Annotated in this window: 20 protein-coding genes; 10 read left to right on the plus strand and 10 right to left on the minus strand. The window is 68.2% G+C overall.

Annotated elements, in window-relative coordinates; all coding sequences use genetic code 11:
* Positions 1 to 98 precede the first annotated feature (98 nt).
* Positions 99 to 563, minus strand: coding sequence for a nucleoside deaminase (locus V9G19_RS00110; RefSeq protein WP_462283469.1), 465 nt, complete (start codon positions 561 to 563; stop codon positions 99 to 101).
* 53 nt (positions 564 to 616) lie between these two features.
* Between V9G19_RS00110 and upp the strand changes: the two genes are divergently transcribed.
* The 4 genes from upp (at position 617) to V9G19_RS00130 (ending at position 3,886) form a co-directional block, all read left to right on the plus strand.
* Positions 617 to 1,255, plus strand: coding sequence for a uracil phosphoribosyltransferase (gene upp / locus V9G19_RS00115; protein ID WP_462283470.1), 639 nt, complete (start codon positions 617 to 619; stop codon positions 1,253 to 1,255).
* Between the two features lie 185 nt (positions 1,256 to 1,440).
* Positions 1,441 to 1,617: a hypothetical protein gene (locus tag V9G19_RS00120; protein WP_462283471.1), complete on the plus strand. Its 177-nt coding sequence runs from the start codon at positions 1,441 to 1,443 to the stop codon at positions 1,615 to 1,617.
* A 17-nt stretch (positions 1,618 to 1,634) separates the two neighbouring features.
* Positions 1,635 to 2,393, plus strand: coding sequence for a PH domain-containing protein (locus V9G19_RS00125; RefSeq protein ID WP_462283472.1), 759 nt, complete (start codon positions 1,635 to 1,637; stop codon positions 2,391 to 2,393).
* The gene (locus V9G19_RS00130; RefSeq protein ID WP_462283473.1) at positions 2,390 to 3,886 is read left to right on the plus strand and encodes an amino acid permease; all 1,497 of its coding nucleotides are present in this window, start codon (positions 2,390 to 2,392) and stop codon (positions 3,884 to 3,886) included. Before V9G19_RS00125 ends, V9G19_RS00130 begins: the two co-directional genes overlap by 4 nt.
* A 76-nt stretch (positions 3,887 to 3,962) precedes the next feature.
* Here V9G19_RS00130 and pntB read toward each other — a convergent pair whose 3' ends face one another.
* Positions 3,963 to 5,387, minus strand: coding sequence for a Re/Si-specific NAD(P)(+) transhydrogenase subunit beta (gene pntB / locus V9G19_RS00135; protein WP_462283474.1), 1,425 nt, complete (start codon positions 5,385 to 5,387; stop codon positions 3,963 to 3,965).
* Entirely contained in the window at positions 5,387 to 6,940 is a 1,554-nt protein-coding gene (locus tag V9G19_RS00140; RefSeq protein ID WP_462283475.1) for a Re/Si-specific NAD(P)(+) transhydrogenase subunit alpha, read from the minus strand. Before V9G19_RS00140 ends, pntB begins: the two co-directional genes overlap by 1 nt.
* 151 nt (positions 6,941 to 7,091) lie before the next feature.
* Between V9G19_RS00140 and V9G19_RS00145 the strand changes: the two genes are divergently transcribed.
* The 4 genes from V9G19_RS00145 (at position 7,092) to V9G19_RS00160 (ending at position 9,714) form a co-directional block, all read left to right on the plus strand.
* A complete protein-coding gene (locus V9G19_RS00145; protein WP_462283476.1) occupies positions 7,092 to 7,445 on the plus strand; it encodes a GntR family transcriptional regulator in 354 nt (117 codons plus the stop codon).
* Entirely contained in the window at positions 7,442 to 8,440 is a 999-nt protein-coding gene (locus tag V9G19_RS00150) for a hypothetical protein (RefSeq protein WP_462283477.1), read from the plus strand. The genes V9G19_RS00145 and V9G19_RS00150 overlap by 4 nt, the downstream gene beginning before the upstream one ends.
* A gap of 573 nt (positions 8,441 to 9,013) precedes the next feature.
* Positions 9,014 to 9,178, plus strand: a complete 165-nt coding sequence (locus V9G19_RS00155; protein ID WP_462283478.1) for a hypothetical protein — start codon at positions 9,014 to 9,016, stop codon at positions 9,176 to 9,178.
* Entirely contained in the window at positions 9,175 to 9,714 is a 540-nt protein-coding gene (locus V9G19_RS00160) for a GNAT family N-acetyltransferase (protein WP_462283479.1), read from the plus strand. Before V9G19_RS00155 ends, V9G19_RS00160 begins: the two co-directional genes overlap by 4 nt.
* 12 nt (positions 9,715 to 9,726) lie before the next feature.
* Here the strand turns inward: V9G19_RS00160 and V9G19_RS00165 are convergent, their stop codons facing one another.
* The 3 genes from V9G19_RS00165 to V9G19_RS00175 form a co-directional block, all read right to left on the minus strand.
* Complete coding sequence (locus V9G19_RS00165; protein ID WP_462283480.1) at positions 9,727 to 10,911, minus strand: MFS transporter; 1,185 nt, start codon at positions 10,909 to 10,911, stop codon at positions 9,727 to 9,729.
* Positions 10,912 to 11,054: 143 nt separating this feature from the next.
* Entirely contained in the window at positions 11,055 to 11,591 is a 537-nt protein-coding gene (locus tag V9G19_RS00170; RefSeq protein WP_462283481.1) for a hemerythrin domain-containing protein, read from the minus strand.
* A 31-nt stretch (positions 11,592 to 11,622) separates the two neighbouring features.
* Entirely contained in the window at positions 11,623 to 12,177 is a 555-nt protein-coding gene (locus V9G19_RS00175; protein ID WP_462283482.1) for a hypothetical protein, read from the minus strand.
* Between the two features lie 73 nt (positions 12,178 to 12,250).
* On the opposite strand from V9G19_RS00175, the gene V9G19_RS00180 reads away from it, so the two are divergent.
* On the plus strand, positions 12,251 to 13,714 hold the full coding sequence (locus V9G19_RS00180) for a protein adenylyltransferase SelO (protein WP_462283483.1): 1,464 nt from the start codon (positions 12,251 to 12,253) through the stop codon (positions 13,712 to 13,714).
* Positions 13,715 to 13,723: 9 nt separating this feature from the next.
* On the opposite strand, the gene V9G19_RS00185 is transcribed toward V9G19_RS00180, so the two are convergent.
* Entirely contained in the window at positions 13,724 to 15,514 is a 1,791-nt protein-coding gene (locus tag V9G19_RS00185) for an alpha-amylase family glycosyl hydrolase (RefSeq protein WP_462283484.1), read from the minus strand.
* Between the two features lie 38 nt (positions 15,515 to 15,552).
* Here V9G19_RS00185 and V9G19_RS00190 point away from each other — a divergent pair, with 38 nt between their 5' ends.
* A complete protein-coding gene (locus tag V9G19_RS00190; protein WP_462283485.1) occupies positions 15,553 to 16,368 on the plus strand; it encodes an acyl-CoA thioesterase in 816 nt (271 codons plus the stop codon).
* Positions 16,369 to 16,388: 20 nt separating this feature from the next.
* Here V9G19_RS00190 and V9G19_RS00195 read toward each other — a convergent pair whose 3' ends face one another.
* From V9G19_RS00195 to V9G19_RS00205, 3 genes are all read right to left on the minus strand, one after another.
* A complete protein-coding gene (locus V9G19_RS00195) occupies positions 16,389 to 17,342 on the minus strand; it encodes a TIM barrel protein (protein ID WP_462283486.1) in 954 nt (317 codons plus the stop codon).
* Positions 17,339 to 18,235, minus strand: a complete 897-nt coding sequence (locus V9G19_RS00200; protein WP_462283487.1) for a sugar phosphate isomerase/epimerase family protein — start codon at positions 18,233 to 18,235, stop codon at positions 17,339 to 17,341. Before V9G19_RS00200 ends, V9G19_RS00195 begins: the two co-directional genes overlap by 4 nt.
* A gap of 93 nt (positions 18,236 to 18,328) precedes the next feature.
* Positions 18,329 to 19,723 carry an MFS transporter gene (locus V9G19_RS00205; protein ID WP_462283488.1) on the minus strand — a complete coding sequence of 465 codons (1,395 nt, stop codon included), beginning with the start codon at positions 19,721 to 19,723 and terminating at the stop codon, positions 18,329 to 18,331.
* Between the last annotated feature and the right edge of the window lie 126 nt (positions 19,724 to 19,849).

The following is a 19,849-nucleotide window of genomic DNA, read 5'->3' on the forward strand; positions in this document are numbered from 1 at the left end:
GTGGCGCAGGGATTCGAACCCTGGGTGGAGTTGCCCCCACACGCGCTTTCGAGGCGCGCTCCTTAGGCCGCTCGGACACGCCACCGCCGAGCAGGGTACTAGAGTCGGTGGGCCTCGAAGAAATCGGTTAGCAGCGCGGCGCACTCGGCCTCGCGGATCCCGCCGACCACCTCGGCCCGGTGGGTGGCTCGCCGGTCGCGGGGGATGTCCCACACCGAGCCGCACGCGCCGAGCTTGGGGTCCCACGCGCCGAAAACCACCCGGTCGACCCGGGCGAGCATGAGCGCGCCCGCGCACATCGGACACGGCTCCAACGTCACCGCCAGCGTGCACCCGGCCAACCGCCACGAGCCGGTATGCCGCGCCGCCTCGCGCAGCGCCACCACCTCCGCGTGCCCCGCCGGATCGCCCTCGGCCTCACGGACATTCCAGCCCGTGCCCACCACCGCGCCGCCAGCGTCGACCACCACCGCGCCCACGGGCACATCGCCCGTGGCGAGGCACGCGCGGGCCGCGATCAGCGCGCGGCCGACCCAAGCGGCATACGGATCACGGGGTGGCACCCGGCCAGTCTGCCGCCTCGCCCGGCTCGGCGAGCACCGGATAGGTTGCCGGTATGCGCGTCCTGACCGCCGACCATCCGCTGATCCAGCACAAACTCACGTATCTGCGCGACAAGCGCACCGACAGCCCGACCTTCCGCCGCCTGGCCGAGGAACTGATGACGCTGCTCGCCTATGAGGCGACGCGGGAGGTGCGGACCCAGCCGTTCGAGATCGAGACCCCGGTGGCCCCGACGACCGGGATCAAGCTGGCCAAACCCAAGCCGCTCATTGTCCCGATCCTGCGCGCCGGTCTGGGCATGCTGGAGGGCATGGTCCGGATGCTGCCGAGCGCGGAGGTCGGCTTCCTCGGCATGCAGCGCAACGAGGTGACCCTGGAGGCGACGACCTATGCCAACCGCCTGCCCGATGACCTGACCGACCGGCAGGTCTTCGTGCTCGACCCGATGCTCGCCACCGGCGGCTCGATGGTCGATGCGATCCGCTTTCTCGTCGACCGCGGCGCGCGCGACATCACCCCGGTGACCCTGCTCGCGGCGCCGGAGGGAATCGCCCGGCTCGAAGCCGACCTCGCCGATGTCTCGCCGCCGATCACGCTCGTCACCGGCTCGATCGATGAAAAGCTCAACGAACTCGGCTACATCGTCCCCGGCCTTGGCGACGCCGGCGACCGGCTCTATGGCGTCGTCTGACCGGTCTTTGGGCGGCGTCAGCCGGCACCGACTGGCCTGGCTCGACAGGTAACGATTCGCACCCAACGTCCGGACACCGGCGTAACATGCGGCACACTGGCCCCAGAGGTGCTCACCCGCACCTACCCTGAGTATGCTCGCCGCCGCGCCCCGACCCACCCGCGGCCGTCCAGGAGGTTTTACCGGTGAACTCGCCCCCGATCAAGAAGATCGTCTTGTGGCTGATCGTGATCTTCTTGCTCTACGCCATCTTCACCAACCCCCGGGACGCGGCCGACATCGTGGGGACGGCGTGGAACATCATCGCCAAGGCGGTCCGGAACATCTTCGAGTTCTTCGACGCCCTCCTGCGGCGCACCTAACTCACTAAGGTCTGCCTATGGCGGTCGACGCGGAACGCCCCGGCTGGGTCGAGTACCCGCTCATCGCCGAGCCCTCCCGCGAGTTGCGGCGCAACCTCACCGCCGGTGAGGAGGTCAAGCTCAACGTCCACCAGCACGTCATGGTGTTGTGGAAGCCGGTGGCGTTGCTGCTGTTGATGAGCTTCGTGCTGATCTCGACGCTGCTGGGCAACGAGCTGCCGAGCCCGCTGTTGCTCTTCGCCTGGCTGGGGGCGCTGGGCTGGCTCGGGTGGAGCGAGCTGGAGCGACGCAACAACTGCTTCGTCGCAACCGACCAGCGGGTGCTCAAGACCGAGGGCATCATCGTGCGCAAGGTGCCGGTGATGCGCCTGGGCAAGGTCACCGACCTGCGCCTGGAGCGCTCGCTGATCGGCCGGTTGTTCAATTTCGGCACGATCACGATCGAGAGCGCCGGCCAGGACCAGTCGCTGCACGACATTCGCTTCACTCGCTATCCGACGCAGGTCTATCGCCGCCTCAACGACGCCGTGACCGGCGGCGAGATGGTCCACGTCGACACCCCGCGGCGTGGCGCCGCGGCCCGAGCGGCCAGCCAGGCCCGCAGACAGGCCCGCCGCCTGACCGGCCACCAGGTCGCCCACTACTCGCCGCCTCCCGGCACGCCGCCCGACAACCGCAGCCCGGTCCAGCGCCAAGGGCCGGACACCGACGAAATCCCCACCTACCGAGCACCGCACGTCAAGCCCATCAAGAAGCGAGGAAAGGAGCGGTCATGAGCGTGATGCGGACCAAGTCCATCGAGCAGACCATCCGTGAAGGCGATGAGCCCGAATACCAGCTCAAGAAAAAGCTCACCGCTCTCGACCTGACCGTCTTCGGTGTCGGGGTCGTCATCGGTGCCGGGATCTTCACCGTCGCCGGCCGCGCCGCCGCCGACCAGGCCGGCCCGGCCGTGATCATCTCATTCGTCATCGCTGCCGTATGCTGCGGGCTCGCCGCCCTCTGCTACGCCGAGTTCGCCTCGGCGATCCCGGTCAGCGGATCGGCATACACCTTCTCGTATGCCAGTCTCGGCGAGATCATCGCGTGGATCATCGGCTGGGACCTGCTGCTCGAGCTGTTGCTCGGGGCCAGCGTGGTCGCGCAGGGCTGGTCGGCCTACCTCGGGATCTTCCTCGACCACCTCGGAATCACGATCCCGGCGTCGATCGGCTATGGCTCGCACTTCGACCTGCCGGCCTTCCTCCTGGTCACCGTGCTGACGATCCTGGTCAGCATCGGCATCAAGGAATCGATGCGCGTCAACATGGCGCTCGTCGCGCTCAAGGTCTTCATCGTCCTGTTCGTGATCATCGCCGGGATCGGCTACATCAACCGCGACAACTACTCGCCGTTCGTGCCGCCGAGCCAGCCGAGCAAGACCGTCTCCACCATGGAGTCACCGCTGATCCAGTGGGCCTTCGGCTACACCCCGGCGCACTACGGCTGGCTCGGCGTGATGGCCGGCGCTTCCCTGGTCTTCTTCGCCTACATCGGCTTCGATGTGGTCGCCACGACCGCCGAGGAGGCCAAGAACCCGGCACGCGATCTGCCCCGCGGCATCATCGGATCACTGATCATCTGCACGATCCTCTATTGCGCCACCGCGCTGGTGCTCACCGGGATGGTCAAGTACACCGACCTGGAGGCGGCCGGTTCCCTCGCAGGGGCATTCGAGCAGGTCGGCAAGCCGGGGTATGCGACGCTGATCTCGGCGGGCGCTGTCGCGGGCCTGACCACGGTGGTCATGACGCTGATCATCGGTGCCAGCCGGGTCGTCTTTGCGATGTCGCGCGACTGGCTGTTGCCGCCCAACCTCGGCAAGGTCAACCCCAAGACCGGCACCCCGCTGAAGATCACTGCCGGCCTCGGCACGCTCATCGCGCTGACCGCCGCGTTCACGCCGGTCGGCAAGCTGGAATACATGATCAACATCGGCACGCTGTCGGCCTTCTTCCTGGTGTCTGTGGCCGTCCCGGTGCTGCGCAAGCGCCGGCCGGACTTCCACCGGCCATTCCGGGTGCCGTTCAGTCCCTTCCTGCCGTGGCTGTCGGCCGCGATCTGCGCCTATCTGATGCTGACCCTGCCGGTCGAGACCTGGCTGCGTTTCCTGATCTGGCTCGTGCTCGGCTTCGTCGTCTACTTCCTCTACGGCTACCGCAGCAGCCGCCTCGCCGGATATCCCGGCGATCCCCAGGATGGCCGCCTGCCGAGCATGACCGGCACCTAAGGACAGGACTCGGGAACAAAGCGAGCGGGGGGAACAGCCCGGATTGGGCCGCTCCCCCCGCTGTCCCAGCGAGGGCTCACAGCGCTTTGAGGATGTCCTCCACCCGCGCCTTGGCGTCACCGAAGAGCATTTGCGTGTTCTCCTTGAAGAACAGCGGGTTCTGCACACCCGCATACCCCGTCGCCATCGAGCGCTTGAACACGATCACGTCCTTGGCCTCCCAGACGTGCAGCACCGGCATACCGGCGATTGGGCTGCCCGGGTCGTCCAGGGCGGCCGGGTTGACGGTGTCGTTGGCGCCGATGACCAGGACGACGTCGGTCTCGGGGAAGTCGTCGTTGATCTCGTCCATTTCCAGGACGATGTCATAGGGCACCTTGGCCTCGGCGAGCAGCACGTTCATGTGGCCGGGCAACCGGCCGGCGACCGGGTGGATGCCGAAGCGGACGTTGACGCCCTTGGCCCGCAACACCTTGGTCAGCTCGGCGACGGCGTGCTGGGCCTGGGCGGTGGCCATGCCGTAGCCGGGGGTGATGATGACGTCCTTGGCGCCGTCGAGCAGCTCGGCGGCCCCCTCGGCCTGGATTTCGCGGTGCTCGCCGTAGTCGGTATCGGCGGCGGCCGTGCCACCCTCGACACCGAACCCGCCGGCGATCACCGAGATGAACGAGCGGTTCATCGCCTTGCACATGATGTAGGACAGGAAGGCACCGGAGGAGCCGACCAGCGCGCCGGTGATGATCAGCAGGTCGTTGCTGAGCAGGAAGCCCGCGGCGGCCGCGGCCCACCCGGAGTAGCTGTTCAGCATCGAGACGACGACCGGCATGTCGCCGCCGCCGATCGACATGACCAGGTGCCAGCCGAGGAAGAGCGCCATTAAGGTCATGACGCCGAGCAGGCTTTGCCGGGCCAGATCGTTGTCGTGCGGGATCGCCACATAGATGACGGTCATGACGATGAACGCGACGATGATCCCGAGGTTGACCATGTTGTGCGCCGGCAGCATCATCGGGGCGCTGCGGATCTTGGCCGACAACTTCAGATAGGCGACGATCGAGCCGGTCAGGGTGACCGCACCGATGAACACACCGACGAAGACCTCGACGTCGTGCACCTTCGGATAGGCGACCTCGGTCTCATAGGAGGAGTTCCAGCCGACCAGCACCGCAGCCAGACCGACGAAGCTGTGCAGCATCGCGATCAGCTCGGGCATCTGGGTCATCTCGACCCGTCTGGCGACCGTCACCCCAATGATCGCGGCGATGATCATGGCAGGGAGGATCCACGTGAGGCCGGTCAGACCCGTCTCCACGACCCCGCCATCGTTCACGCCAATGGTCGCGGCGAGGATCGTGACGACGAGGGCAATCGCCATACCGGCGATGCCGTAGCGGTTGCCCATGCGGGCCGTGTCGTGCTTGGACAGGCCCGACAGGGCGAGGATGAACAGCAGCCCGGCGACGATATAGGCGCCTTGGACGAGGGTCGATGCGATGTCCATCAGACTGCGTCCTCCCGCTTGAACATGTCGAGCATTCGGTCGGTGACGGTGAACCCGCCGAACACGTTGATCGTGGCGACCAGCACCCCGATAAACGCCAGGATCGAGACCCACAGCTTTCCGTGATGCCCCACTTGAAGCAGGGCGCCGACGACGATGATCCCGCTGATCGCATTGGTCACCGACATCAGCGGCGTATGCAGGGCGTGGTGGACATTGCCGATGACATAGAAGCCGATGACCACGGACAGCATGAACACCATGAAGTGGCCAAGGAAGGGCGGCGGCGAGAAGGCCGCGAGGAGCAGGAAGAGCAACGCCAGCGCGAGGATGATGCCGAGCCGGGTGCTTTGCGCCATCGGCTTCTTGACCGGCTTCGGCTCGGGCGCCGCAGCGGCCGGTGCCGCAGCTGGCGCCGCGGAGACCTGGACCGGCGGGGGCGGCCAGAGCAGCTCGCCGTCGCGGGCAACCGTCATACCGCGCTGGACGACATCGTCCATGTCGAGGACGAGCTGGCCGTCCTTCTCGGGGGTGAGCAGCTTCATCAGGTTGACCAGGTTGGTGCCATACAGCTGGGAGGCCTGGGTCGGCAGCCGACCGGGCAGGTCGGTGTAGCCGAGGATCTTGACGCCATTGTCCGTGACCGCGACCTCGTCGGCCTTGGCGCCGGCGACGTTGCCGCCGTTGGACGCGGCCATGTCGACGATCACCGAGCCGGGCTTCATCGAGGCGACCATCGCCTCGTCGATGATCCGCGGCGCGGGCCGGCCCGGGATCAGCGCGGTGGTGACGATGATGTCGCAGCCGGGGACGACCTCGCGATACATCTCGGTCGTGCGCTGGTTGAACTCCTCGCCCATCTCCTTGGCGTAGCCGTCGGCGGACGGGCCGGTGTCCAGGCCCTCGAGGTTGGGCCGGAGGAACTCCCCGCCCATCGACTCGACCTGGTCGGCGACCTCCTGGCGGGCGTCAAAGGCCTTGACCACCGCGCCGAGGCTGTTGGCCGTGCCGATCGCCGCGAGCCCGGCCACGCCGGCACCGACGACGAGCACGGTCGCCGGCGGCATCTTGCCGGCGGCGGTGACCTGGCCGGTGAACATCCCGCCGTATTCGTTGGCCGCCTCGATGATCGCCCGGTAGCCGCCGAGGTTGGCCATCGAGGAGAGCACGTCGAGCGCCTGGGCGCGACTGATGCGGGGCACGGCATCCATCGCCATCGCCGTGACGCCGCGGGCACGCAGCTTCTCGACGAGGTCGGGGTTGAGCGCCGGTGCCATCAGCGACATGAGGAATTGGCCTTGCCGCAGCCGGTCCTGCTCCTCGTCGTTGGGGGCATTGATCTTGAAGACGATGTCTCCGTCATAGGCCTGCTCGGCGGGGACGACGTCGGCGCCGGCCGCGGCATACGCGCTGTCTTCGTATGCCGCGGCGTGTCCGGCGCCGCTCTCGACGGCCACGTCGTAGCCGAGTTTGATTAATTGTTCGACAGATTTCGGGGTGGCCGCCACGCGGGTTTCGCCGGGGCGGCTCTCCTTGGGCACGACGATGCGCACGGTCTTCCTCTCAGGAGATGAGCGGTTGCCACCGAACCTACCGCTCACCAGGTCATCGGCACACCTCGCCGCCACCCTTCGGCGCCACTTGGTGGCCAGTTGTGACCAAGCTATCTTGTTCTAGTTTTCCTAGAACAACTAGGATGATCGTATGCTGCTCCGCGTCGACCCGAACTCCTCGGCGGCGCTATACGACCAATTGGCCGCGTCAATCCGGGGCGCCATCGCACGCGGCGAGCTTGGCGCCGGGGAGCGCCTGCCTCCGGCCCGCGATCTCGCCGACTCGCTCAGCGTCAACATGCACACCGTCCTTCGGGCGTATGCCGCACTGCGCGACGAGGGGATCCTCCAGGTGCGCCGCGGGCGCGGGGCGGTGGTCGCCGATGTGGATTCCAGCCGCGTCGAGGTCGCCGAAGCAGTCCGCCAACTTCTCGCCGTGGGACGTCGAAACGGGATGTCCCTCAACCAAATTCACCAGGTAGTCGATGAAGGAGCGCAGTCATGACCGGCGATACCCGCCAGGCCCAACCGGGCGGCACTGGTGCGACCGGTGGCCGTCCGGCTCGACTTCGGGACATCGGCGTCCCGCTTGCCGTGCTGCTGGCCTGCACTGCCGTCACCATCGTCCTCCTGCGCCGGTGGCGGGCGGACCTGCCGAGCCCGTTGGCCACACATTTCGACGGTTCCGGGCGAGCCAACGGGTTCATGTCCTGGACCGGGAACCTGATCGCAACGCTGGGCTTCACCGTCGGCTTCCCGTTGGTCTTGCTCGCGACGTTCGCCCTCGTCGGCCGCGGCCAACTGCGCCGCTTCGGGGCCACGCTCTCCAGCGGCTTAGCCGTGTTCATCACGGTGTTGTCGTTGTCGGGCGTGCATGCCCAGCGCGGTTTGACCGATGCGCACCAGGCCCGGCTTCCGGGCGTCGGGCTCGCACTGGCGGTCGCCGCGGGTTTCGCGGCGGCCGGCCTCACGTTTTGGCTGGCACCGCCCTCGCCCGGTGGCCCCCGGCCGGCCAGCTCGGAACTGCCCCATCTGCCGCTGCGCCGGGACGAGCGCGCGGTGTGGACCAGCCACGACGCCAGCCCGATCGTCCTGGTCGCGGCCGGCGCCCTGGTGATCCTCGCGGGCGGGATCTATCTGCTCACTCACGAACTTGTCGGCAGCGGAATCACCCTCGCCGCAGCGGCGGTCGTGGCCAGCCTGACGGGGGTGCGGGTGCGGGTTGATCAGGAGGGGCTGACCTGGCGGATGGGCGTCTTCCACCGGCGAATACCCTTGTCCCACATCACCTCTGCGCGCGCGGTCAAGGTGGATCCGATGAAGTATGGCGGGTGGGGTTATCGCCTCTCCGGCAACGGCCAGGCCATCGTGACCCGCCGCGGACCCGGGCTGCGGATCACCCGCTCGGGCGCGTCCGACCTGACGATCACCGTCCCCGACGCCCAGACCGGCGCCGCGCTGCTCAACACCCTGCTCGACCGAGCCCCGACGACCGGCTGATCGCCGCGCGGTGGCGAGCAGCCGTCAGCCGGCGCGCCAGGCGACCGGGGCGATCTCGCGCTTGTCGTTGATTCCGTACTTGACGACCACCCGGTTGCTGCCGTCCGCGTTCATGACGCGCGGTCATACGCGGCCCATGTGGGCGCCCCCTTCCGGTCGCATGGCACGGCAAGCTTGCGGCCGTCCGGCGACCAGACCGGCGAAAAGGCCTGGCTGGAGTAGGTCTCTTCCCCTCGGTGCGATTCGGTGTGTTGGTCAGCCGGCGCACGCCGGTGCCGTCGGAGCGCATCAGGTAGAGGTCCCTGGTCCCGTTGGGATCTCCATGATCGAAGACGATCGTCTTGCCGTCCGGCGAGAAATCCGCGTCTTGGACGCCACCGGTTCGGGTCAACTGTTGAGCGACACCTCGGGTGCGGAGGGGGCTTGGGGGTGGCGACAGTGGGGCTGAGGAAGTCGTCTCGACGGTCGTGATGGGTTGTGCCTTTACGGTTGGCGTCAAGGGCGTGATGATGCGCTGAGGCGGGTGACCGCGGCATACCGGCTGATCGTCCTCGGCGTGGTGCCGCTCGGGCATTGACCGGCGGCGTGCTCGGGCGCAGCATGGGGGTCCACGCCCCGTTCACCGCCGCGGCGATCGGGTTGACCCTGGCGGCGTTCGTCTTTGCCTCGCGCGTCACCACCAGCCGCCTGCGGGCGGCCGAGGCCGCGCTCACACCCACCCTGGAGGCCGCCCGATGATCACCGTCCACGCCGCCGAGGCGGCCCGCTGGGACGACGTGCGCACGGTGTTCGGCAGCAAAGGCGACCCGTCGTGGTGCTTTTGCCAGTATTTCGCCGATCCGGAGTGGAACCGCGGCAAGAACGCCAACCGCGCAGCGCTCAAGAAGCAGGTGGCTGCCTGCGATCCGCCCGCCGGCCTGATCGCGTATGCCGATGACGAGCCGGTCGGGTGGGCCCAGGTCGGCCCGCGCGACCGCTTCCCGCGGCTGAACGCCCGGCACGACCCGCAGGCCGGAGAGTGGTTCCTCACCTGCTTCGTCGTTCGGGTCGGCCACCGGCGCACGGGTGTGTCCGCAGCACTGCTGGCAGCGGCGATCGACCTCGCGCGGGAGCAGGGCGCCCGGACGCTGCGGGCCCGGCCGACGGACACCTCGGCCGGCAAACGTCCCGGCTCCGACCTGTTCACCGGCGTGTTGAGCACCTTCGCGGACGCGGGCTTTAGGGAGGTGCGGCGCAACCACACCCGCGTGACGGTCGAACTCGACCTGACCTGATCGCGTGCCGGCTCAGGGGGTCCGCCGATTGGCGAGCGCCAGCCGGTGGGCGATGCCCGCGGCGATCAGGCCGGCGGCCAGCGGGACGACGAAGGCGATCCGCAGGCCGGCCCAGTCGGAGATCGCCCCGATCGCCGGCGAGGTGACCAGGAAGCCGATCCGCATCAGCCAGCCGAGAATCGCCACCCCGGTGCCGCGCGGGAAGCCGGGGAGGCGACCGGCGGCGGCATACGCGGCGGGGACGAGCGTGCCGCAGCCAAAGCCCATCAGCCCGAACCCGATCAGCGCGGGCGCCGGTCCAGCCCCGAGAATGGCCAGAAGGACACCGGCGGCGATGACCAGCCCACCAGCGCGGGCCACGACGTCGCGATCCCACCGGTCGGTCATCGGGTCGCCGAGCAGCCGGCCGACGAATTGACTCGCGAGCACCACGGTGTAGCCGAACCCGGCGATCCCCGCCGCCGCCCCGGCCTCCCGCATCATGAACAGCGTCGCCCAGCTGTTGGCGACATCCTCGATCAGCGCTCCGCAGATCGCCAGGACAACGAGCGGGATCAGCAGCCGCCACGGGCGTCCCACCGTGGAGCCCTCGTCGGCCTCGGCGTCCTGCGGCTCGGGAACCCCGCCGTCCAGCGGCGTCGACGACAGGATCGCCGACACCACCGCGACCGCCCCAAACAGGATGCCGATGACGAGGACCTGCGTCCCCACCGGGACGTCCTGCGCCGCCGCCCAGGTGCCGATCAGCCCGCCCGCGGTCGCGCCCAAGCTCCACACCGCGTGCAGCGAATTGATGATCGAGCGTCCGAACCACTCCTCGACGAGAATCCCCTGGACGTTTTGCGCCGCGTCGACAATCGCGTCGACCAACCCCGCGACGAGGAGCGCCACCGCAAAGAGTGCGACCGTGCGGCTGGACGCGGCGAGCGCGAGCACGGCGGCGAGCAGCACCGACCCGCCACCGGCAACCAGGCGTGCCCCGAACCGGCGCACCAGTGGCCCGGCCGCCCCTGCCGCGGTCAATGCCCCGACGGCAAAGGCGACGACCAGGAAGCCGAATGCCGTGTCGCTCAGCCCGAAGGCCGCCTTGATCTCGGGATAGCGCGGCAGCATCGCGCTGAACAGCACACCGTTGGTGAAGAACAGCGTCGAGACGCCGACGCGGGCCCGGGTGGGCGAGGGGGCGCGGGACGGCATACGTGACAACTAACTAACTAACTAACGAACTTCTGCTAGCAGCAGTTAGTCGACCTCCCAGTAGGTTGCAAGCTATTGGGGGGCAAGGAAGTTCTGCTAGCAGAAGTTGCTCAGGCGGCCAGAAGGGGGGCAGAGCGGGCAGGTTAGTCCTTGGCGCTCTTGGTGACGTCGCCACCCTCGGCGACATAGGCTTCGGGGTCCTTGTCGACGGGCGTGACGCCGTCGCGGTGGCGGTTCATGAAGGACATGAACGCGATCGCGAGGTCGTGGCGTTGCTGCAGTGAGAAGTTGACCCGCATGTCGGCCAGGCCCTGGCGTTCCTCCTCGGCCATGTGGTCGCCGTTGGCCTCGTCGAGTTCGGCGAGCGCGTCGAACCAGGCGGCATTGCCGAGATCCTCGGCCGCGACCGCGGCGGCCGCGTCGCGGATGTCGTTGTGGTCCTCGATCGCGTCTTCGGTCTCGTCCTCCGCGCTGTCGGCGTCGGCCGCGCCCTTGCCCGACTTGAGCAGCTCGGGATAGAACACCCGCTCCTCGGCCTCCGCGTGCGCCTCGAGCAGGTCGCGCAGCCGCTGCCATACGGCCTGCAACGCGGTTAAGTCGGAGTCGCCGATCTCCTGCAACATCGCAAAGAGGCGCCGCTGCTCGGCGTGCTCCTCGAGGATGACGGTGGTGATATCCATGCCGACCGAGTGTGCCACGCGCCGGCCGCGATCAGCGGACGAGACCGGTGGTGCGTAGCGCCCGGATGACGCTGCCGACGGCCTGGCACAGGTGGACCGGTGCCGGCGAACTGCGCCGCATCGGCTCGATCACCAACGCAATGACGCCGTCCGGGCCGGGCGCCGCCGCGTGATATTCGACGTTGACGTCCTTGGCGCAGATGAACGCCATCCATTGCCGCAGCAACGGGTCGGCCAGGACCCGACCGGCCAGCTGGACATCGGTGGTCCGGCAGCGATACCCGGCATCGAGCCGAGGGTCGCCGAACTCGCACCGGATCTTCTGACGCCGATCCCAGCTCCACAGCGTCTTGTGTTGCTCGGCACGGGCGGTCATCCGCAGCCCGAACGCCGCGGTCGCCGAAACGGTCACGGCAAGCCGGAACTCGTTCTCCATCACCGTGTCGGCCAGCGCGACCACCTCCTTGCTCTCCAGCGTGGCGGGGTCGCCATACAGCGAGAACACGATCTCGTCGGTCCAGCCGATGCGCCGGAAGCGGTAGTCCCCGCCGAAGGTGGTGAGCACATCCTGCAGCTCTCGACGCATGGGCACGCGGAATGGTATCGAGCCGTCGCCGCCGACACCTCGAACCGGAAGGCCGCCGGGGTAGCGTGGCCGGATGACGACACCGGTCCTGCTCGGCGACTATGCGGCCGCGCTGCCGGAGATCGTCCAACCCTGGGCTCCCCTCCTCCCGCCGGTCGCGGACGACGGGCCGGCGCCACGGCTGGTGGCCGCAAACGACGCGCTGGCTGGCGACCTGGGCATCGACCCGGCCTGGCTGGGCAGTGCCCAGGCCCTGGCCGTCCTCGGTGCCCGCGAGGTCCTCCCCGGCAGCACGCCGGTCGCGCAGGCGTATGCCGGCCACCAGTTCGGGGGATTCTCGCCGCTCCTCGGGGATGGCCGGGCGGTTGTGTTGGGGGAGGTTCGCGACCGTCACGGAGCGCTGCGCGACATCGCGCTCAAGGGCTCGGGCCGGACCGCCTTCGCCCGTGGCGGCGATGGCCGTGCCGTGCTGGGACCCGTTCTGCGCGAATACCTTTTCGGGGAGGCCATGCACGCCCTCGGGATTCCGACCACCCGCGCGCTGGCCGCGGTCACGACCGGCGACCGCGTCTTCCGCGACGGGACGATGGTGCCCGGCGCCGTGCTCACCCGGGTCGCCGCCTCGCACCTGCGGGTCGGCACCTTCGAGGTCGTCGCCCGCTCGCTGCAGCCCGAGCTGCGCGCTACCCTGCTCCCCCGCCTGCTCGCGTATGCCGCTGCCCGCCACCATCCCGGCGCCGACGGAGCGCTCGGCTTCCTCGACGCGGTGGTCACCGCCCAGGCCGAGCTGATCGCCCGGTGGATGGCCGTGGGGTTCGTCCACGGCGTCATGAACACCGACAACACCACGATTTCCGGGGAGACGATCGATTACGGTCCGTGCGCGTGGCTCGAGCGCTACGACGAGAACACGGTCTTCTCCTCGATCGACACCGGCGGCCGCTACCGCTTCGGCCACCAACCGGCGATCGCGGTGTGGAATCTCAGCCGGCTCGCCGAGACGGTGCTGCCGCTCATCGGCTCCGACCCGCAGCGCGCCATCGCCGATGCAACCGCCGTGCTGGACGCGTTCGGCGAGCGATACCACGCGGCCTGGCTGGAGTTGATGCGGACCAAACTTGGTCTGCCTGACGCCCAGCCACAGGACGAAAGGCTGATCGCCGACCTGCTCGCAGCGATGGCCGGAGCGCAGGCCGACTACACCACCACCTGGCGCCTGCTGGCCGACCACCTGCGCGGCGGCACGGATAATGTCCCTGGGGTGCAGCCGGATTGGCTCGCACGATGGGAGGCGCGGTTGGCGGGCGAGCCGAGCGCGACGGCCGCGGCCATGGATGCCGTCAATCCGGCATACGTCCCGCGCAACCACCTCGTCGAGGGGGCGCTCACCGCGGCACTCGCGGGTGACCTCGGCCCGTTCGAGCGGCTGCTTGCCGCCATTAGTGATCCGTATGCAGCTCGCCCCGGACTCGCCGACCTCGCCGAGCCTGCGCCGTCAGGATTCACCGAGCGGCACGTCACCTATTGCGGCACCTAGCCGAACTCGCTACTGCGAGTATACGAGTGCGGCATACGGGCCGATGTCGACCTCGGCTGTTCCCCACCGCGCCTCGACGTCACCCGCGCACGCCGAGCCGAAGCCGACGCCGACGCCGAACTGCGGCGAATCGGTGTTGCACCGCAGCCGCCACCACCCGTCATGTGGGAAGTCGACCCGGTGGCCGCGAACCAGCTGCGTCGACAGGTTAAGGACGACGATCGTGTCGTCGCCCGGCCCGCCGCGATCCCAGCGGTGCACGACGATGAGCTTGCGCCGGTCATCGAGCGACACGATCCGCGCACACCGTCCCGTCAACCCTCGAGTCACGCCGGCCCTGTTGCGGCGCAACGAGATCAACTCCCTGACCAGATGCAGGAAGCCGCTGTGCCAGTGGCGCTTGTCCCACGTCAGGGGTCGGGTGTCGTCGAACCAGCCGTCCTCCAGGAAGTCCTGGACCTGGAACAGCATGGGGATTCCGGGGGACGTCATGGTGATCGCGACACCGAGCGCCGCGCGCTTGCGGGCATACCAGGAATCGGCGTTCCCGGGCGTGATCTCCTCGGGCACACGGGCTTTGCCGTTGGCGACCTCGTCGTGCGACTCAGTGAAGACCACCCGCTCATGGGCGGTGGACAGACCGGTCCCGGCCATCGCGGCAGCCACGGCGTGCACATTCCGGTCCTCGTCCCTGGGCGCGAGCAGGGCCGCGCGGACCGGGTGGACGAAGCCGGCGTCCCATTGGGTGTGAAAACCCAGCCCGCCGGACGAACTCGGCTGGGTGACAACCGGATCGCATTGCATGTCCTCGGCGATGAGCAACTTCCACGGCTGCCGCGAGCGCAGATCCGCCGTAACGCTAGCGAGATAGCGGTGCCCGGCGGCAATCTGGTGCGCCCCGTAGTGCACATCGCCCCACCGCGACCGAATGTAGTTGGTCGCGTCGAAGCGCAACCCGTCGACCCGGAAGTCCTCCAGCCACATCACCAGGGAGTCCCGCAGGAAGTTGCGAACCTCCTTGCGGCCGTAGTTGGGTCGGGTCGCTCCCCACGGGGTGTCAGCGCGACGGTCGTTGTAGAAGTAGGCCCCGCCGTAGCGGCGCTTGCCCCAGCCGTCGAAGCGCCACAAGTCGAGATCGCTGGGGCCCAGATGGTTATGCACGACGTCGAGGATGACGGCGATTCCGCGGGCGTGGGCCTCGCGGACGAACCGGGCGAAGGCGAGTGGACCGCCATATGAACTCTCGATCGCGAACAGGTGGGCGGGGTTGTAACCCCAGCTGATCGTCCCCGCGAACTCGAAGGGCGGCATCACCTCGACGGCGGTGACCCCGAGCCAGGCGAGATGGTCCAGGCGGGCAATCGCGTGATCGAAGTCGCCGCGGCCGTCCGGGTCCGCCGCGAAGGTCGGGATGTGGATCTCATAGATGACCAGCTCGTCCCAGCCCGGCATCGTGAACTGTTCTGTGCCCCAGTCGATGCGCCGTGGGTCAAAGACCACGGCATTGCCGGCGGAGTGGGTCACTGCTCGGGCAAAGGGGTCGATCTTGGATAGGTAGGGTCCGCCTCGGCGCACCAGGAAGCGATACTCGCTGCCGACGTCCACCCCCGGGACCAAGGCCGACCACGTGCCGGATCGGGCGGAGTCGCGGCGGAGCATCGTCTTGCGGTTCCGGTCCCAGCCGCAGAAGTCGCCGACGACCGCGACGTGCCGGGCATGGGGCGCCCACACCCGGAAGGTCACGCCACCATCGTGCGGGATCGCGCCCATTCCGAGGTGCCGAGAGGCAGAAGCAGACACGTTGCCCCACTCTAAACCGCGTGACCTAGCATCGCGGAATGACCACTCACCCCCTCGATGCCCTCTTCGACGCGGCCACCACCGGCGACCGCGTGGAGGTTCCCCAGGGATGGGGCCAGGGCCGAGCGACCTTCGGCGGCGTGGTCACCGGGGTCCTGCTCGCCCGGGCACTCGGCGCCTTCGACCTCGACCCGGCAACGCTGCGCGCCGCGACGACCTCGTTCGTCGCCCCGGTGGCCCCGGGGCCGGCCCGGCTGGAGGCGACGCTGCTGCGCCGCGGCAGCTCGGCAACTCAGGTTGAGGTGCACCTGGTGCAGCCGGACGAGCCCAGCGGCGCTGAGACGGTGCGCGCGGTCCTATTGGCCGCGTGCGGCGTTGAGCGGGAGTCGGCGGTCGAGGTCACCGCCCCCGGCCCGAGCCGGCCCGCTCCCGACCCGCACTCGCTTGCGCCCATCCCGTATGTCGCCGGGCTGGCTCCCGAGTTCTTCGCCCACATCGACATGCGGATCGCCACCGGCGGCTTGCCGTTCAGCGCAGCCGCCACCGGCGACTTGACCGGCTTCATGCGCTTCCGCGAGCCACCGCGCACGCTGAGCCTGCCGCTGTTCGTGGCGCTCGTCGACGTCTGGCCGCCCTCGGCCGGTCAGCTGCTGACCCGCCCGGCCGGGTTGAGTTCGCTCACGTGGACGATCGAGCTGCTGCGCCCGCCCGACCCGGACCCGGGCGCCCTGTGGCGCTACGACGTCACGACCGACGCGGCCCACAATGGCTACGCGCACTCGCACGCCGGGGTCTACACGGCCGCTGGCGAGCCGGTCGCCATCTCCCGCCAGACCGTCTCCCTCTTCGGCTAAGCTAAGAGCCCTTCTCGGGATCAAACTTGACCGAGTCCGTGCTCGGCGAGGAACTTGCGGGTCTCCGTGGCAATCCGCAGCGGCTGGCCCGGCTCGGCGATCGGGTACATGTCCTGCTCGGTCACGACATACAGCTCCTTGTCGAGCTCGGCGAGCGCCTCGATCAGGTCCGGCATGCTGGGCAGTCCCGCCGGCGGCGCGACCGAGACACCGTCGGCGACGGCCTTCCCGAACGGCCAGTCCTCGTCGTGGGCTCGCTTGACGAGCACCGGATCCATCGCCTTGATGTGGACATAACCGATCCGCTCGGGATATCGCTTGGCGAGTTCGATCGGGTCGCCGCCGCCATAGACGATGTGGCCGGTGTCCAGGCAAAACGAGACGTACTCGGGGTCGGTGGCCTCGAAGACGCGGGCGATCTCCTCCGGGGTCTCGATGTGCGAGTCACCATGCGGGTGCAGCACCATCGTTAACCCATAGTCCTGCTTCATGATCCGGCCGAGCTTGTTGGCGTTGGTGATGTAGAGATTCCACGCCTGGGTCGACAGCTCCCGGTCGTCGGTGTATGCCCAGGTCTTCTCGTCGCGGTACATTGGCGGCAGGTGCACGACGAACTGCGCCCCGACGGCGGCGTGTGTCTGGCCGATCTCGCGGAAGAAGCGCTCGGTCTCGGGCCAGGCCTCGGCCTTGTGCAAGATCCCCCAGCCCGTTCCCGCCACGACCCGGAAGCCACGCTTGCCCATCTCCTCGGCGAGGCGGTCCGGATCCTTCGGGAAGTACCCGAACGGCCCGGTCTCCATGACCGAGAACCCGGCCTCGGCCATCTCGTCGAGAGCCTTCTCCCACGGGATCTGCTTGTCGTCCATCGGGAACCAAACGCCCCACTGGTCGGGGCAGACGCCCATCGTCAGCTTGGAATAGCGCTCCTGCGGATTGACCGCCTTGCTGGGGTCGGCCTGCGGGTGCTCGCTCACGTCGCGTCCTCAGCGTTCCCGCCGCGGTGCGCCGCGACGTAGTCCTGGATGGTCTTGAGCTGGTAGCGCGAGACCTCGTGGGCGCTTTCGTCCTCGGCGAAAACCGAGGAGCACATCACCGTGCCCTCGCGGTCATAGAAGCCGATCTCGCCCAAGGTCGCGAAGAACTCGTCCCAGTCCAGGTCGCCGTCGCCGATCTTGAGGTGCTGGTGAACCCGCACGGTGTTGCCGGGCGGGTTGGAGATATAGCGCAGGCCGTGACTGGCGTGGTGATCCATCGTGTCGGCGACGTGAACCAGCCGGATGAGGTCGCCCGCCTCCCGCATGATCTCGGCCATCGGGTGACCCATATGGTAGGTGTGGCAGGCGACATAGACCATGCCGACATTCGGGGAGTTCAGGCCGCGGATCACCCGGATGGCCTCGAGGCCGTCTTCGCAGTAGTCATCGGGATGCGGGTCGATGCGAACGTCGATGCCTTCGGTCTGAAAGATCGGCAACAACTCCTCCATCGACTTGTAGAAGCACGCCTCGGAGCGTTCCTGGTCCTCCGGGCGCCCGGAGAACTCGGTGTTCATCACGTTGCAGTCCAACAACGTGGTCAGCGCGATTGCGCGCTTCCAGTAGCGCACCGCGGCTTCGCGTTGCCACTCTTCCGGGCCCGACCAGCGCAGCACTGGCAGCACCGAGGCGACGGTGATGCCCGCGGCGTCGCAGGCCCGCTTGAATTTCTTGGCCAGGTCGTCGTTGGCCTTGGGCGCCTTGAAGAACGGAATGAAGTCGCGGTGCGGCGTGAGCTGGATGTGCTCGAACCCGAGCTCGGCGACCAGGGCCGGGAACTCCAGCAGCGCGTAGTCATGGTGGAAGGGGGTGGGATCGAGCGCAATCTTCATCGGTGAAGTCCTCGCTGGCGGGTCCGTGGAAGGGGCGCCTGCGATCGTAGTCAGAATCCTCCCGGGCCCGGTAGCGCCGCCGGACAGCGGTGCTCAGCTGGGCTTGGGCGCCCCGGGACGGGCATAGCGCATCCAGACGATCGCGGTGCACATGATCGCCCAGGCGACCCCGATCCAATAGAAGGCCACCGGTCCGAGCAGGTTGACGCCGACCCCGAAGAAGAACGGCCCAAAGGCCGCGATCGCCGCGGTCCAGCCGATCACGCCACCGGCCTGGCGGCGCTCGAAGATCATCGGCATTTGTTTGAACGTCGAGGCATTGCCGATGCCGGAGAACAGGAAAATCGCCAGCATGCCCCAGAGGAACTGGGTGAAGTCACCCTTAAGGGCGGCCGCGGAGGAGTAGTCCGGCGACAATGACGGGATCGTGTAAATGATCGCGGCGATCAGGCCGATTCCGGAGACGAGCGACCACTTGGCGCCACCCATCCGGTCGGTCAACGGCGAGAAGACGACGCGGGCTCCGGCGCCGATCAGCGGGCCGAGGAAGACGTACTTGACCGGGTCGGGCACGGCATACCCCTCGATCAAAACCTTTGCGGCAGCGCCGGTTCCGGAGACGACCTGCTCATTGCCCGAGCCATAGAGGTTGGCCATGAGCAGACCGAACTGCGCGGCCAGGCCGGAGAAGGTGCCGAACGTCATGATATAGATCAGCGTCATCCACCAGGTGTCCTGGCCCCCGAAGATGTCGAACTGCTGCTTGATGTTGGCCTTGATCGGCACCGACTTCAGCATCGTCCACGCGAGCAGGCCGCCGATGATCATCAACGGGATCCACACGAACGCGGCGTTCTGGAACCACACCTCCTTGTCCGGCTTGCCCGCGGTCTTCAGGACCTGCGAGGCGCCGAAGATGGCCAGCCCGGACATCGCGATCAGGTAGGGCGTGAGCAACTGGACGACCGAGACCCCGAAGTTGCCGAGCCCGGCCTGCAGACCGAGCGCCGTTCCCTGCATCCGTTTGGGGAAGAAGAAGGAGGTCGAGGGCATGAAGCCGGAGAAGACGCCGCCCCCGATGCCGGCGAGGAAGGCCAGCACCATCAGCTCCCAATAGGGCGCCGTCGGCTGCTGCACGCGGACTCCCCAGCCGAGCGTGGAGGCGATCAGCAGCACGGTGCTTAGCGAGACCATCTTCCGGGTGCCCATGATCGGGGGCAGCACCATCCACACCAGCCGGAACAGACCGGCGGCCAGGCCCGGCATCGCGGCCATCCAGTAGAGCTGACTCTTGGTCCACGTGTAGCCCAGTGAGTTCAGCTTGGGAATGATCGCGCTCGGCAGGAACCACGCGATGAAGGCGAGGGTCAGGCAGAAGGTGGTGATCCACAGGGTGCGCCACGCCAGGCCGGAATCCCAGCCGGCCTCGTCCTCGGGATCCCAGGCCTGGAGCCACTCCCCGGAGGTTCGGGTGGATGCGGTGCTCATGGACGGTTCCGCTCCTCGGGTATGGAGGTCGAATTCCTATCAATTCTCCAATCCCCGAGACTACACGCGGCTCGCGGCCCCGCATGCGCCGGGTTCCCTACCCTCGTACGCCCGCGGACCGGTGTG

Origin of the sequence: Nostocoides sp. (genome assembly GCF_037045025.1) — a bacterium.
GTDB lineage: Bacteria > Actinomycetota > Actinomycetes > Actinomycetales > Dermatophilaceae > Nostocoides_A.